This is a genomic window from Cupriavidus campinensis, from assembly GCF_905397395.1.
Lineage (GTDB): Bacteria > Pseudomonadota > Gammaproteobacteria > Burkholderiales > Burkholderiaceae > Cupriavidus > Cupriavidus campinensis.
Genome location: NZ_CAJPVH010000001.1, coordinates 215,030 through 229,071, shown reverse-complemented (window position 1 = coordinate 229,071; position 14,042 = coordinate 215,030). Strand labels below are relative to the sequence as shown.

Annotated in this window: 11 protein-coding genes; 4 read left to right on the top strand and 7 right to left on the bottom strand. The window is 70.9% G+C overall.

The annotated features are described in order from the left end of the window. Window positions 1–345: 345 nt before the first annotated feature. From KHO18_RS01015 to KHO18_RS00985, 7 genes are read right to left on the bottom strand one after another with little or no spacing between them, the layout of a single operon-like run. Window positions 346–915: a YcbK family protein gene (locus KHO18_RS01015; RefSeq protein ID WP_144198296.1), complete on the bottom strand. Its 570-nt coding sequence runs from the start codon at window positions 913–915 to the stop codon at window positions 346–348. A 49-nt stretch (window positions 916–964) separates the two neighbouring features. Next, window positions 965–2,587 carry a L,D-transpeptidase family protein gene (locus KHO18_RS01010; protein WP_244844428.1) on the bottom strand — a complete coding sequence of 541 codons (1,623 nt, stop codon included), beginning with the start codon at window positions 2,585–2,587 and terminating at the stop codon, window positions 965–967. 2 nt (window positions 2,588–2,589) lie between these two features. Continuing rightward, window positions 2,590–4,035, bottom strand: a complete 1,446-nt coding sequence (locus KHO18_RS01005) for an ABC transporter ATP-binding protein (protein ID WP_211942622.1) — start codon at window positions 4,033–4,035, stop codon at window positions 2,590–2,592. After that, window positions 4,032–4,829, bottom strand: a complete 798-nt coding sequence (locus tag KHO18_RS01000) for an ABC transporter permease (RefSeq protein ID WP_144198299.1) — start codon at window positions 4,827–4,829, stop codon at window positions 4,032–4,034. The genes KHO18_RS01005 and KHO18_RS01000 overlap by 4 nt, the downstream gene beginning before the upstream one ends. Continuing rightward, entirely contained in the window at window positions 4,826–5,857 is a 1,032-nt protein-coding gene (locus tag KHO18_RS00995) for an ABC transporter permease (RefSeq protein WP_211942621.1), read from the bottom strand. Before KHO18_RS00995 ends, KHO18_RS01000 begins: the two co-directional genes overlap by 4 nt. Next, window positions 5,845–7,395 (bottom strand): ABC transporter substrate-binding protein, encoded by a 1,551-nt coding sequence (locus KHO18_RS00990; protein ID WP_211942620.1) that lies wholly within the window; start codon window positions 7,393–7,395, stop codon window positions 5,845–5,847. Before KHO18_RS00990 ends, KHO18_RS00995 begins: the two co-directional genes overlap by 13 nt. Before the next feature lie 4 nt (window positions 7,396–7,399). Beyond that, window positions 7,400–9,526: a TonB-dependent siderophore receptor gene (locus KHO18_RS00985; RefSeq protein WP_211942619.1), complete on the bottom strand. Its 2,127-nt coding sequence runs from the start codon at window positions 9,524–9,526 to the stop codon at window positions 7,400–7,402. 188 nt (window positions 9,527–9,714) lie between these two features. On the opposite strand from KHO18_RS00985, the gene KHO18_RS00980 reads away from it, so the two are divergent. The 4 genes from KHO18_RS00980 to KHO18_RS00965 are packed head-to-tail and all read left to right on the top strand — an operon-like array spanning window position 9,715 to window position 13,995. Further along, complete coding sequence (locus KHO18_RS00980; RefSeq protein ID WP_244844426.1) at window positions 9,715–10,299, top strand: DUF4381 domain-containing protein; 585 nt, start codon at window positions 9,715–9,717, stop codon at window positions 10,297–10,299. Beyond that, complete coding sequence (locus tag KHO18_RS00975; RefSeq protein ID WP_144198303.1) at window positions 10,296–11,324, top strand: vWA domain-containing protein; 1,029 nt, start codon at window positions 10,296–10,298, stop codon at window positions 11,322–11,324. Before KHO18_RS00980 ends, KHO18_RS00975 begins: the two co-directional genes overlap by 4 nt. Next, window positions 11,321–12,913: a vWA domain-containing protein gene (locus KHO18_RS00970; protein WP_211942618.1), complete on the top strand. Its 1,593-nt coding sequence runs from the start codon at window positions 11,321–11,323 to the stop codon at window positions 12,911–12,913. Before KHO18_RS00975 ends, KHO18_RS00970 begins: the two co-directional genes overlap by 4 nt. Next, window positions 12,910–13,995, top strand: a complete 1,086-nt coding sequence (locus KHO18_RS00965; protein ID WP_211942617.1) for a BatD family protein — start codon at window positions 12,910–12,912, stop codon at window positions 13,993–13,995. The genes KHO18_RS00970 and KHO18_RS00965 overlap by 4 nt, the downstream gene beginning before the upstream one ends. Window positions 13,996–14,042 lie beyond the last annotated feature (47 nt).

The window sequence follows — 14,042 nt, the reverse complement described above, 5'->3', positions numbered from 1 at the left end:
GAGGAATCAATAATGGCCAAAAAAAATGCCCGCAGGCGTCCCGGCGGGCGGAGGCACGTTGCGTGACACCAGTCCGCAGCATGTAGCTGCAGTTATACGCACAAAATAAAGGGCGCGTACGTGGTTTTCCGCCAAATGACAGAAATGTAATGCAGATAATCCACACGGTGCGATGGATTAATCTCAGGATTGACGCGATGCGGAAAAATGAAAATGTGTGGGAATAAGCGGCAGGACGCCGCCCGGGGATAAATGCCGCGAGTCTGATTGATGGATTATCTGCGGGGATGAATCAGATTAACTCATGAATCCGCGCGAAGGCCGCGCGGGATCGTACGGGGAAAATCAACCCCAGTGCCGCACCCGGCCGGTATCCATGTGCACGAAGTTGTCGCGCGTGTAGATGCCCACGCCGCCGCCGCCCAGCGACACCGCCGCATCGCGCAGGTCTGCCAGCGGCACGCCGGGCAGGCGGATGTCGATGGCCATGCCGTCCATGTGCAGGCTGCGCCGGGCCACGCCACCGCCCCGGGTCTTGCGCAGGCGCTCATTGGTGACCGGGCTGCGGTAGCCGGAAATTACCTCGAACGCCTGGTCGGCGCCCAGCACGCCGCGCAGGTCGGCGAGCAGTCCGAGCAGCTTCGGATCGATGTTGCCGACGTCGCCGGAGTAGTGGTCGCGCAGGAAGCGGTTCAGCGCCTGCTGGGCGTCCGGCAGCACGTGGTCGCCCATCGCGTAGACCAACGAGATCTGCTCGCCGGTATGCGTATGCGAGAACGACAGCGCCCGGGCCCCGGGCACGCTGGCCAGCGCCAGACGCGGCACCGCCAAGGCGGACAAGCCAGCGGCAAGGGCCACAGCGCTGGACTGGCGAAGGAAGCGGCGGCGGGCTGGCGTGTTGCGGGTATGCGTCATGGCGATGGGGGCGAAAGGGGGCGAAGGGGTCGATCCGCGCGATCGGTGGTCAGGAAGGACGCGCCGGACTGGCCGCAGCATCCGTCGTGGGGTTTTGCCGCCGCACGGCACGCTGCTGAAGCGCCTGTTCGAGCACTTTGTCCTGCCCATATATGTCAGCGAGGAAGTATACCCGGCCATCGGCCCGCGCAATCGCCGTGCCATAGGCCAGCACCACCGGCAACGGCGCCTGCAGGGACACTGTGTTCGAGCTGCCCTTGGTCATCGCCTGACGGATGCGCGCCTCGGTCCAGTCCGGCTGGTCCTGGAGGACAAACTTTGCGAGTTCGACCGGCGCCTCCACGCGGATGCAGCCATGGCTGAAATCGCGCCGGTCGCGCTCGAACAGCTGCGGCGACGGTGTGTGATGGAGGTAGATGTTCTGGTTGTTCGGAAACACGAACTTGATGTCGCCCAGCGCGTTCAGCGGCCCGGGCCGCTGGCGGATGCGCATCTTGCCGGCCAGCACCGCGCTCAGGTTGGCCTCGTTCAGCGTCGGCACGGCCGTCGTGCCGGACACGAATTCGAAGCCCTGCCGCGTGAAATAGCCCGGATCGCGCCGGAAGCGCGGCACCAGCTCCGCCCGCGCGATGGAGGGCGGCACGTTCCAGTACGGGCTGAACTCGATATAGCGCATGTCCTCCTCGAACAGCGGCGTGCGGGTGTCCAGCGCCTTGCCGACGATGACCTTCATCTCCAGCCGGATGTCGAGCTTGCCGTCGCGGTAGTCGTAGGCGCGCAGCACGAATTCCGGCACGTTGACCACGATCATGCGCGGGCCGTCGGCCAGCGGGGTCCAGCGCAGCCGCTCCATGGTCAGCGCGATCTGCCTGACGCGCGCCGCCGGCGGCGTATTCAGCTGGGCCAGCGTGCCCTTGCCGATTACGCCATCGGCGGTTACGCCATGACGGGACTGGAAGGCCTTCACGGCTTCCACCAGCGCGCCCTTGTAGCCGTCCGTCGCAGGCGTGCCCGCTGGCAGGTCGCCCAGTGCCGCCAGCCGCTGGGCCAGCTGGGGCAAGGCGCTGTAGGGCTGCCCCGGCGTCAGCTTGCCACCGGGCGGCGCGGGTAGCGGCGCAGCCCACAGCGGCTCGGCGGCTAGCGCGCGATAGCGGGCCAGCGCCGTGCGCAGCGTGCCATAGAGCGGGAACGACGGCGGCGCCTCGCGGATCGCGTCGGGCAGCCGGTCGGCCGCCAGCGCGGCGCGCAGGGTGGCGTCCGGATCGAACGGCTTTTCCTTCGAGACATCGAAGCCCGCATGCACCTTGCGCGGATCCACGCGTCCCCGGCGCAGGTCGGACAGAAAGTGTTGCATCGACTGGGTCAGTGCGCCGTCGATGCGCTCCACGGCCTCCGGCGCCAGCGCGGGGCCGGCAGCGGCCTGCGTGACCGCGCGGCCCAGCGATTCGGCGTCGTAATCCTGGGCCTCGAGCCCGTCCGCGCCGGCATCGCTCAGTGCCGTCACGGCCTGCCGCGCGGCCTGCGTCGGCTTGCCATCGACAAACCAGAGCGGCTCCGCCCATGCGCTGGCCGCGCCGCAGAGCAGCCACGCCACGCAGGTCGCGGCAAGGCGGTGGCGGGCACGGCAGGGGGAAGGGGCGGGCGGGATCGGCGGCGTTACGGCAAATGTCATCGTCATTGGCATGGGCGAGTGCATTGCGGGAACGGGGTATCGTACCCGATCGCCATGCGACGGTCGCTCACCCGGGCGGCAATCTCCTCGTCGTGCGTAACCAGCATCAGCGCCGCGCCGGTCTCCGCGCAGGCTTCGAGTATCAGCGCCAGGGTGTCTTGCTGCGTTACCGGGTCCAGCCGCGAGGTGGGTTCGTCGGCGAACAGGAAGGCGGGCGTCAGCAGCAGCGCACGCAGCAGCGCAAAGCGCTGGAGTTCGCCGCCAGACACCGCGCCCGGCCGCCGCGCGAGCAGGTGCGGCGCCAGTTTCAACCGTTTGAGCAGCGGCGCGATGCGCGTCCGGTCGATCCGGTGCAGCGCGGCCAGATCCTCCAGCGCGCGGCCAATGCTGGCATGTGGGGCGAACGCGCCGGCAGGGTCCTGGTAAAGCTTCTGATAACGCACTTTTTGGATCCGATCCGGCCGATGCACCGTCCCGGCGTCCGGCGCGACCAGCCCCAGCAGCACGTTGCCGAGCGTGGACTTGCCGCTGCCGCTGGGCCCGGTCACCGCCAGCCGCTCCCCGGCGTGCAGGGTGACGTCGAGGGACCGGAACAAGCTGCGGTCGCCGAATTGCTTGCTCACGCCGCACGCGCGCAGGATTTCATCGCCACCGGGCGACGGCGCGCGCACCGCCGGCCAGTTCGCCGGTTCGGCGGCCACCAGCGCGCGGGTATAGGCATGGCCGGGAGCGCCGAGGACCGCCGCGGCATCGCCCCGTTCGACCAGCCTGCCGTCGAGCATGACCGCCACATCGCCCCCCAGCGCGCGGGCCACGGCGATGTCGTGGGTGATCGTCAGCAGCGCGCAGCCTTCGCCCAGCGCCGCCTGCAACCGGGCCACCAGTTCATCGCGCCAGACGCGGTCGAGGCCCTTGGTCGGCTCATCGACAATCAGCACCGGCGCGCCGCCCGCCCGCGTGATGGCGAACGCCACCCGCTGCGCCATGCCGCCAGACAGCGTCGTCGGCCACGCCTGCGCCGCGTGCGCCATGCCCAGCCCGTGCAGGTCGTGCAAGGCACGGCGCCACGCCTGCGCGTTGCCGAGTCCGGCCAGCGCATGCGTCTCCGCCAGTTGCCGGCCCACCCGCATGGTCGGATCGAGCGCAAACCACGGCTCCTGCGGCAGTAGCGCCAGTTGGCGGCCCCACATTGCCCGCCGCGTGGCGGGGTCGGCGGCGTCGCAGCGGCGGCCATCGACGGTGAGCGTGCCGCCCGCGCGCAGGCCGCGCGGCAGCGTGCCCATCAGCGCATGCGCCAGCAGGCTCTTGCCGGAGCCGCTTTCGCCGAGCAGCGTCAGGGCGCGTCCCGCCTCCAGCGTGAACGACACCGGCGCAAGCAGCTGGCCATCGGCGCTGGCTACGCTCAGCGCATCCACGGCCAGCAGGGGATGGGTGTCGATGCGGGTCATGCGGCGGCCTCCGCCGGCGCGCCGGTCGATACCAGCACCAGCCCCAGGATGGCGAGGCCGAGCAGCAGGATCGGCCAGGCGATGATCCACGGCGCCTCCGCCGCGTAAGGGAGCAGCTCGGTCATCATCAGTCCCAGTTCAGCCGCCGGCGGCTGCGCGCCCAGGCCGACAAAGCCCATTGCCGCCAGCGCCAGCACCGCCGCGCCGGCGCCAAAACTCATCAGCGTGGCCAGCAGCGGCGCCAGTTCCGGCAGCAGGTGCCGCCGCACGATATAGCCCGGACCAAAGCCGAGCAGCCGCGCCGCTTCCACATGATGGCTGGCCAGCACCACGCGCGCCGTGGCCCGCGTCACGCGGTAGTACTCGACCCACAGCACCAGCGACAGGCCGACATAGAGCGGCCAGTAGTCGCCCGGCGCGAACGCGCTCAGCAGCAACACCAGCAGCAGGCCCGGCAGCGCCAGCACCGCGTCCGCCACGGCGCCGGTCAGGCGCTCGGTCCAGCCGCCGCGCCACGCAGCCAGCAGGCCCAGCAGCGTGCCCGGCACGGCGGCGGAGGCCACGCTCAGCAGCGCCAGCCCGAGCGAGAGCCGCGCCGCGCTGGCCAGCCGCGCCAGCATGCTGCGGCCCAGATGGTCGGTGCCGAGCGGCTCGGCCAGTTGCGGCACCTGGAGAATGCCGTAGAGGTTCTGCTCGAACGGCGCGCGCGGCGCCAGCCAGGGGCCGACGATGGCAAACAGCGCCAGCATCAGCAGCAGGGCGGCGCCGGCTTTGCGGCGGGGATGCCAGGTCATCGGCCCCTCCCGATGCGCACGCGCGGATCGATCGCCGCGCAGGCCAGATCCACCAGCGTATTGAGCGCCACGAACAGCAGCCCCATGACCAGCGCCGTGCCCTGGATCATCGGTACATCGCGCCCGAAGATCGCGTGCACCAGCGCATGGCCGATGCCGGGCCATGCGAACAGCGTCTCGATCACCACCACGCCCTCCACCAGAAAGACCAGTTGCACGCCGAGGTAGGCCACCAGCGGCACGGCGGCATTACGCACGCCGTGGCGCAGCAGCGCGGCCCGGTCAGAGAGCCCCTTGGTGCGCGCGAACAGGAAATACGGCGAGGCGGTCACCGTGGCCATCGCATCACGTGCCACGCGCATCGCCGTGGCGGCGAGGCCCAGCCCCAGCGTGAGCGCCGGGGCGATCAGCGAGCCGTGCGCGGCATCGCCGCCGGCTGGAATCAGGCCGAGTTGCACCGCCAGCACGGCCACCAGCACGATGCCGAGCACGAACGGCGGCAGCGCGCGCAGCAGCACGGACAGCCACAGCGTCAGCCGGTCCAGCCGGCCCCGGGGCCGCAGCCCCGCCGCGAAGCCGAGCGGCACGGCGATGGCGCAGGACACCGCCAGCGCCGCCAGCGCCAGCGACAGCGTGTGGCCCAGTTGATGGGCGATTTCGGCCGCCACCGGCGCGCCCGTGACCGCCGAGACGCCCAGGTCCAGCCGCAGCAGGTGCCCCCACCACGCCACCAGGCTTTCGAACCACGGCAGGCCGAGCCCCAGCTCCGCGCGCACTGCCTCGGCGGCCTGCGCGGTGACCATGTCGTAGCCATAGCGGCCGGCGGCGATCCGGAACGCCATGTCGCCGGGCAACAGCCGCATCATCAGGAAGCTCACCGTGCCGACCAGCGCGGCCACCACGAGCGCCTGCACGCCGCGCTGGAGCACGATGCGGGCAAGCTGGCGCGCCGTGTCGCGCCGGAAGGTGGCGGTAGGCTCGGCCACCGGGGCGGCGCCGGGCAGGGCGGCGCGGGTCAGGTTTTCCATTGCAGTTGCGTCAGCCGGTAGGAACGTTCGAAAGGATCGATGGACACCCCCGCCAGCCGGGGGCTGGCCGCCAGCGTCTGGCGATACCAGACCACGGGGATCAGCGGCATCGCGTCGTGCAGGGTGTCCGCCACCTGCCGACGCAGCGCCTCGGCGCGCGGGCCTTCCGGCGTGGACGGCAACGCGGCCAGCGCCGCCGTCACCACCGGCGACGACCAGCGCATCGGCCCCCAATCCCCACCCTGGCCCGCAAAGTCCTGCGCCACCGCGCCGAAGGCGTCCGGCACCACGCCAAAGTTGCGCGCCAGCAGGCCCACTTCGAGCGTGCCGTCGCGATGCCCGAACGGAATGTCGCTCGAATTGCCCACCGCCACGCGCACCGCCACGCCCGCCTGCCGCCACTGCTCCTGGATGGCGGCGGCGATCACCGGCAGCTCGGGGCGGTCCGGGAAGGTGCGCAGCGTCAGCGCGAGCCGATCCGGGCCGCGCCGCAGGACGCCGTCGGCATCGGGCCGGAAGCGGGCCTCAGCCAGCAGGCCGCGCGCGGCGGCAGGGTCGTAGCCCAGCGCGGGCAGGCGCGGATCGTGCCAGCCGGGCAGGGCGGGCGGGAACAGCTGGCCTGCCGCCAGTGAAGGGTCCCGCAGGATGGCGCTGGCAATGCCGCGCCGGTCCAGCGCCAGTGCCAGCGCGCGGCGCACCCGCACATCGGCCAGCAGGGGATGGCTGGCATTGAGTTTCAGCAGCGTGGTCCGGGGAACGGTCACGGCATGCACGGCCACGGCGCGGCCACGCTGGAGCCGTGCGATGCTGCCCGGGTCGAGCCCATAGGCCAGATGGGCTTGTCCGGCCTCGGCCATCAGCGCGCGCATCTCGGCGCGGCCCACTGACAGATACTCGGCATGCGTCACGGCCGGCCGGGCGCCGTGCCATCCGTCGAACGCTTCCACGGCGAAGTGCTGCGGCGGCGCGAGTTCGGTCACGCGGTAGGGGCCCGATCCGATGATCGCGCGCACCGTGCCGTCGGCGCCGAACGAGGCCGGCGCCAGCACCTGCGTGCTGCTATGGGAGAGCAGGGCTAGCAGGGGGGCGAAGGGGCGCGCGAGCCGGATGCTTACCGCACCGGTTTCGGCATCGATCCCCGCGATGGGCGCCGCACCCAGCACCCCGGCGGCATGGCGGGCGCGTCCGAGGGCAGCGACCACATCGGAGGCCATCACCGGCGTGCCGTCATGGAAACGCGCGCCTGGCCGCAGCGCGAAGCGCCATTGCAGGCCGTCTGGCGACATCTGCCAGCCAGCCGCCAGCCCCGCTACCGGCACGCCGGCCGCGTCGTAGTCGACCAGCGTCTCGGTGACCTGCATGCGCGAGAACAGATAGCCGTTGCGCAGCGGATCGAGGCTGGAAAGCTCCCATGGCCCGATCACGCGCAAGGTGGGCAGCGGCTGGGCGAACACGGCTTTCCCAGCGCCCACCGTCGACACAATCGGCGCCGCCAACGCAGCCTTCAGCAGCCGCCTGCGCTTCCCAATGTTCCCCATGGCGTCAGTAGCTGAGCCGCAGGCCCAGCCGCACCGTGCGGCCCGCGCCCGGCAGCACCCAGACGCTGCTGTACGAACTGGCGTACCAGGTCTTGTCGAACAGGTTGTCCACGTTCAGCGTCACGCGCACGGTCTTGCTGTACTGCCAGTAGGCCAGCAGGTCCGCCAGCGTGTAGGCGGGCAGCGAGAAGCTGTTCTGCGCATCGCCCGACCGCTTGCCGACGTAGCGCACCCCGCCGCCCACGCCATAGCGCTGCCCAATGGGCGCGGCGTCCTCGTAGACCGCCATCAGGCTGCCGCTGGTACGCGGGATATTGAGCAGCGGCGTGCCGGCGGCCAGCGTGCTGTCCTCGGTGATCTCCGCATCGGTATAGGCCAGATTGCCGCTCAGGCGCCAGTGCTTGCCAAGCTGCCCGGCCACGTCGAGTTCCACGCCCCGGCTGCGCGCCTCGCCGGCAGCCACCGAGTAGGACGGATCGACCGGGTTCGCGGTCAGCACGTTGCGCTTGCGGATCTCGTACACGGCCAGCGTGCCGCCGATGCGGCGGTCGTCGCTGTCCACCTTCACGCCGGCCTCCACGGCGCGGCCGTGCTCGGGCGAGAACGCGTTGCCTGCGGCGTCGCTGCCGGCGTTGGGCCGGAACGAGCGGCTGGCGTTGGCGAACAGCGACACATTGTGGCTGGCCAGATAGGTCAGCCCCACGCGCGGCGACACCGCCGTCTGGTGCTGGCTGGTCTCCGTGCCGCGCAGCCGGTTGTCGAGCGACTGATTGAACGTATCGAAGCGCACGCCCGCCAGCAGCCGCCAGCGCTCGCCCAGCCGCAACTGGTCCTGCGCATAGAGGCCGAGGCTGGTCTGGCGCTCGTAGGTGTCGGTGTTGGGGGCCAGCGCGGGCGGCGTCTGGCCGTACACGGGCTGGTAGATGTCGATGGCGTAGGGCGCGGCGGCGCTGGGGTTGCGCCGCAGCTGCACCTGCGTATTGGCGAAGCGGTAGGTGTCGAGGCCGACGATCACCTCGTGCCCGACCGGCCCGGTGGTGAACTTGCCGGTCACATCGGCCTGCAGCGACACATCGTCGGACTGATAGTCCCGATAGCGCCGCTGCCGCGTCAGCGTACGGTTGTCCGCCTGCAGCGCGCTCGCCTCGGTCGAATAGCCTTCCAGGCTGCCACCGCGATAGGCCACGGCCAGCCGGCCCTTCCAGTCGGGCGAGAACTGGTGCTCCACGCTCAACTGGTGCGACTGGCTGTCCAGCCGCATCGCGCCGTCATCGGGCTCGCCCAGGAAGCGCGAGCGCGGCACCGCGCCGAGCCGGCCCTGCACCGCCACCACGCCACGGTCCAGCGGCGTGGTGAAGCGCTGGAATTCGCCCGCGTACTGGACGATGGTGTCGGCGCCGAGCATCCACGTCAGGGACGGCGCCACCAGATAGCGCTGGCTGTCGATGAAGTCCCGCGTGCTGCCTTGGTGGTCGGCCACGGCCACCAGCCGGCCTGCCAGCGTCTCGGTAATCGGCCCGGTGAGGTCGGCGGCGGCGCGGTAGCCATCGCGGCTGCCCACCTCCAGGTCATAGGTCTGGCCGGGCTGGAAGCGCGGCTGCTTGGTGACGATGTTGAGGCTGCCGCCGGGCTCGCCGCTGCCATAGAGCGACGAGGTCGGCCCCTTCAGCACCTCCACGCGCTCGATGGTGGCGGCATCGCGCGGGGCGGTGAAGCCCCGGTTCGCCGTGAAGCCGTTGACCAGATAGGCCGCGCCGGTGTTCTCGTTGCCGGAGAAGCCGCGGATCGCGTAGTTGTCCCAGAGGCCGCCGAAGCTGTTCTGGCGCGCCACGCCGCTCGCGTAGTCGAAGGTCTGGTCCAGCCGCGTGGCGCCGATATCGTCCAGCAGCGCGCGCGGCAGCACCCGCACAGACTGCGGCACCTCACGCAGCGGGGTTTCGGTCCGCGTGGCGCCGCTGGCCAGCGCCGGCGCGTAGGCGTCGTCCAACTGGCTGACCACGGACACCTCGGGCAGGAGCGGGGCGTCGTCAGCCTCGGCGGCGGATGCCATGGCGGTTGCCGTGGCGGTGGTCGTGACAAGCGCGGCGTAGCGCAGCCGGTGGCGGCGGGCGGAAAAATAGCGGGTTCGCATCGATGAAAACGGTTTGGCGGAGCGGGCGGGGCGACTTCCTTTTTGCAACAGGGTTGCATTATAGGGAGGTTTGAGACGGATACGCCACCACTTTTTCCGCAGATCGACATGCGAAACGTCCGCAACAAAACTATTGAAAAGGCGCCCGAAAAAATTGACTTCAGCCGCACGGGCCGGCGGCGTAGCCTGTGCGGATCCCTATCCTGACCGCCCCCATGCCCGAGCTGGCCGACCTCGTCACGCCTTCGCCGCCCTCGTGGATGCCGCAGACCACGGGCTGGCTCGTGGTGGCGTTGATCCTCCTGGCCGGCCTTGCCTGGCTGGGCTGGCGCGCCGGGCGGCGCTGGTACGCCAACCGCCATCGGCGCGCGGCGCTGGCGGAACTGGCGCGCTGGACGCCCCGGCTGGCTGGCGACGATCGCACCCGGGCCCAGGCCCTGCTGGCGCTGGCCGAACTGCTCAAGCGGGTGGCCCTGGCCGAATGGCCGCGCGAGGCCGTCGCGTCCTTGTCCGGCGCCAGCTGGCACCAATTCCTCCATGCCCATGCGGGCACCGCCACTGACGCCGTGCCCGGTCTCGCCGCGCTGGTCGATGACGCCGAGTACCGGGGCGCCGTCGTGCTGGCCGCATGGCCGCCGCAACAGGCCCATGCCACTGCCGATGCCTGCCGCCGGTGGATCGCGGCCTACCGTCGGGATAGCCGGGATAGCCGGGATAGCCGGGATAGCCGGGATAGCCGGGATAGCCGGGACTCGCCGCCCAAGCGCCGATGATCGTCTTCGCCTATCCGTGGCTGTTCACGCTATTGCCCCTGCCGCTGCTGGTCTGGTGGCGGCTGCCGCCGTACCGGGAGCGCAGCGCCTCCGTGCGGCTGCCGTTCTTCGAGGAAGTGGCCGATGCGGTCGGCCTGAAGCCGGCCACCGGCGCCCACGTGCCGCGCCGCAACCTCGTCCAGCGCGTATTGGCCCCGATTGCCTGGGCGCTGGTGGTGACGGCGCTGGCCCGGCCGCAGTTCCTGGAGCCCCCGCTATATAAGAAGGAGCCCGTGCGCGACCTGCTGGTGGCGCTGGACCTCTCCCAGTCGATGGATACCCGCGATTTCCGCGACACCGCCGGCGCGCTGGACACCCGCGTGCACGCCGTGCGCCAGGTGGTGGGGGATTTCGTCGCCCACCGCCCCGGCGACCGCATCGGCCTGATCGTCTTCGGCGATGCCCCGTACCCGCTCGCCCCTTTCACGCTGGACCACGCGCTGGTGGCTACGCTGATCGCGGACATGGTGCCCGGCATGGCCGGCGCCAGCACGTCGCTGGGCGATGCCATCGGCCTCGGCATCAAGCTGTTCGACCACAGCCACGCCGCCGAGAAGGTGATGATCGTGCTGACCGATGGCAACGACACCGCCAGCCGCATGCCGCCGGCGCAGGCCGCCGAGATTGCCCGCACGCGCGGGGTGGTGGTGCATACGGTCGGTATCGGCGACCCGGCGGCCACGGGCGAGGCCAAGGTCGATCTGGACATGCTCAAGCGCATCGCCAGCAGCACCGGCGGGCGTTATTTCTTTGGCGCGGACCAGAACGCGCTGGCGGCGATCTACGCCACGCTGGACCGCGTCACCCCGCATCAGGAAAAGACCCTGAGCTGGCGCCCGCGCCGCGAGCTGTTCATGTGGCCGCTCGGCGTGGCCGTGCTGATCGTGCTGGGCTACCAGCTGGCGATGGCCGCCTATGCGCGCTGGACCCTGCGCGGCGCCCGGCAGCCCACTCCGCGCACCACCCGGCAGGAGCCTGCCGCATGAGCGCGCTGTTCGAATCGCTCGCCCAGTTCCACTTCCTGCGCCCGTGGTGGCTGCTGGTGCTGCTGGCCGCCGTGTGGCTGCCGTGGGCGGTGGGGCGGCAGGGCGATGTGCGCCGGCGCTGGCGCGGCACCATCGCCCCGCATCTGCTCGATGCCCTGGTGGTGGGCGAGACCCGCCGCCGCGCAGTGCGCCCGGTGCATGGGATTGCCGCGCTGCTGGCGCTGGGCGCCATCGCGCTGGCCGGCCCCACCTGGGAGCGCGAGCGCCCGCCGTTCCTCGCCGACAAGGCGCCGCTGGCCATCGCCATCGACCTCGGCACGACCATGGACGCCATCGACGTCAGCCCCACCCGCCTGGAGCGCGCCAAGCTCAAGGTCAAGGCGCTGCTTGCCCACCGCGACGGCGGCCGCACGGCGCTGTATGCCTACGCCGGCTCCACGCATATGGTTCTGCCGCTGACGGATGACGCGGACCTGCTCCAAACCTTCGTCGATGCGCTCCAGACCCGCATCATGCCGGTGCCGGGCAAGGACACCGCGCAGGCCGTGCGCACCATCGACACGGCGCTCGCCAAGGAGCCGGTGCCCGGCACGACCCTGCTGCTGACCGATGGCGTGGAAGCCGGCGCCGCCCGTGCCATGCAGGCGCAACGCGGCAGCCGGCGCACGCAGGTGGTGGTGCTTGCCATCGGCACGGCGGAGGGCGGGCCGCTGCGCGCGGGGGACGGCACCGCGCCCGGGCTCGATGCCGACGGCCTGCACGCCTTGCGGGACAGCGGCATCCCGGTGGCCACGCTGACCACCGACAGCGACGCCGACGTGGCCTGGGTGCAGCGCCACGTGCAATCGCATGTGGAGCAGACCCACGCCAGCGACACGCAGCGCTGGCGCGACGCCGGTTGGCCGCTGACCATCCCTATCGCGCTGCTGGCCGTGCTGTGGTTCCGGAAGGGCTGGTCCGTGCGATGGATCGCCGGGCTGGCCGTGGCGATGGCGCTTGGCGCGCCGCCGATTCCCGCACAGGCCCAGGCTCCAGCCCAAGCCGCAGAGAAATCATGGACCTGGGCCAACCTCTGGCTCACCCCCGACCAGCAAGGCCGGCGCGCCTTCGAACGTGGCGATTACGCCACCGCCGCGCAGCGCTTCACCGATCCGATGTGGCGCGGCGTGGCCTACTACCGCAACGGCCAGTACGCGGAGGCCGCGCGCGCCTTCGGGCAGGTCAACACGACGGATGGACAGTTCAACCTCGGCAACGCGCTGGCGCGGCAGGAAAAATATAAGGAAGCCTCGGCGCGCTATCGGCTGGTGCTGCAACAGCGGCCCGGCTGGCAGCCGGCGCAGAAAAACCTCGCGCTGATGACGCAGATGCTGGCGCGCAAGCCGCCCCCGCAGAGCGACGAGGAGTCGCCCGACATCCCGCCAGACAAAATCGTCGACGACCCGAGCAAGCCCCCGCCGCCGCCCAGCGACCAGACCCAGCAGATGGGCCGCGTGCAGCAGAACGCCGAGATGTGGATGCGGGCGATCCAGACCTCGCCCACGGAGTTGCTGGCGCGCAAGTTCGCGCTCCAGGAGGGCAAGCCATGAGCGCGTGCCGGATGCGTCACGCCGTGGGCGTGGTCCTGCTGTGTGCCGCTACGCTCGCCCACGCGGCTGGGCCCAGCGTGCGGGTCAGGGTGGTCGGGCCGCAGCCGGTGGTGGCGGGCCAGTCGGTACAGGTGGAAGTCACCGTGCTTGCCCCGAACTTCTTCCTGTCCGCACCGGCCTTCCCGGTGTTGCAGATCCCGGGCGCCGTGGTGACCATGCCGGACGACCGGGGCATCAACTCCACCGAGACCATCGACGGCGCCAGCTTCGCGGGCATCCGCAAGACCTACGTGGTCACGCCGCAGGGCGCGGGGGACTTTGCGCTGCCGCCCATCGAGTTCCGCTTCACCCACGCCGGGAACGATGGCAAACCGCAGACGGCCACCGTCACGCTGCCGCCGACGACGATCCACGCGAGCGGGCAGGCCGGCAAGAGCGGGCAGGGCACGCAGGACACCGTAGCACTGCCGGCTGGCGCGCTCCAGGTAACCCAGCAGTTCGACAAGCCCATCGACGAGGACAGCAAGCTGCGCGCCGGCGACGCACTGGTGCGCACCATCACCATCGTCGCGCCGGGCACCCCAGCGATGATGATCGCCCCGCCGGCCCCGCCCGCCCTGCAGCCGCCGCGCGGCGTGCGGCAGTTCCGCGCTGATCCGGTCCTGCAGGACGACGCCTCCGGTGGGCGCCGCATCGAAACCATCACCTATGTGTTCGAGGACAGCGGGCGCCACACCTTGCCGGCGGTGCCGGTGAGCTGGTACGACGCCGCCACGGGCCGGCGCGCTGCCTCGACGGCCCCGGCGGTGACCGTGAACGTGGCGCGTGCGGCACCCGGGTTGGGGCTGTCGCCGTCGGGCGGGCTGGCATGGCGTGCGCCGGCGTGGCTCGACGACATCGACTGGCGCATGACCGGTGCGATCGTCCTCGTGGCGCTGGTGCTGGGCTACGGGCTTTGGCGATGGCGTAGGGAGCACGGTGCCGCGAGCGCCGCATGGCGCACCACGGAGACGTGCAGCAACCTCTGGCACCGCTCCGGCCTGCCGCCGCTGAATCCCGGCCAAGGTCCCGGCCAGGACTAGTTCTTTTCCGAAATCATTCAGATCGCACAAAAAAAGTTTGCATTCCT

What these genes read in the sequence shown, in the direction of transcription:
- KHO18_RS01005 (WP_211942622.1), bottom strand. Translation starts at nt 4,035, where the DNA reads ATGACCCGCATCGACACCCATCCCCTGCTGGCCGTGGATGCGCTGAGC.
- KHO18_RS00965 (WP_211942617.1), top strand. Translation starts at nt 12,910, where the DNA reads ATGAGCGCGTGCCGGATGCGTCACGCCGTGGGCGTGGTCCTGCTGTGT.
- KHO18_RS00970 (WP_211942618.1), top strand. Translation starts at nt 11,321, where the DNA reads ATGAGCGCGCTGTTCGAATCGCTCGCCCAGTTCCACTTCCTGCGCCCG.
- KHO18_RS00990 (WP_211942620.1), bottom strand. Translation starts at nt 7,395, where the DNA reads ATGGGGAACATTGGGAAGCGCAGGCGGCTGCTGAAGGCTGCGTTGGCG.
- KHO18_RS00975 (WP_144198303.1), top strand. Translation starts at nt 10,296, where the DNA reads ATGATCGTCTTCGCCTATCCGTGGCTGTTCACGCTATTGCCCCTGCCG.
- KHO18_RS01000 (WP_144198299.1), bottom strand. Translation starts at nt 4,829, where the DNA reads ATGACCTGGCATCCCCGCCGCAAAGCCGGCGCCGCCCTGCTGCTGATG.
- KHO18_RS01015 (WP_144198296.1), bottom strand. Translation starts at nt 915, where the DNA reads ATGACGCATACCCGCAACACGCCAGCCCGCCGCCGCTTCCTTCGCCAG.
- KHO18_RS01010 (WP_244844428.1), bottom strand. Translation starts at nt 2,587, where the DNA reads ATGACATTTGCCGTAACGCCGCCGATCCCGCCCGCCCCTTCCCCCTGC.
- KHO18_RS00995 (WP_211942621.1), bottom strand. Translation starts at nt 5,857, where the DNA reads ATGGAAAACCTGACCCGCGCCGCCCTGCCCGGCGCCGCCCCGGTGGCC.
- KHO18_RS00985 (WP_211942619.1), bottom strand. Translation starts at nt 9,526, where the DNA reads ATGCGAACCCGCTATTTTTCCGCCCGCCGCCACCGGCTGCGCTACGCC.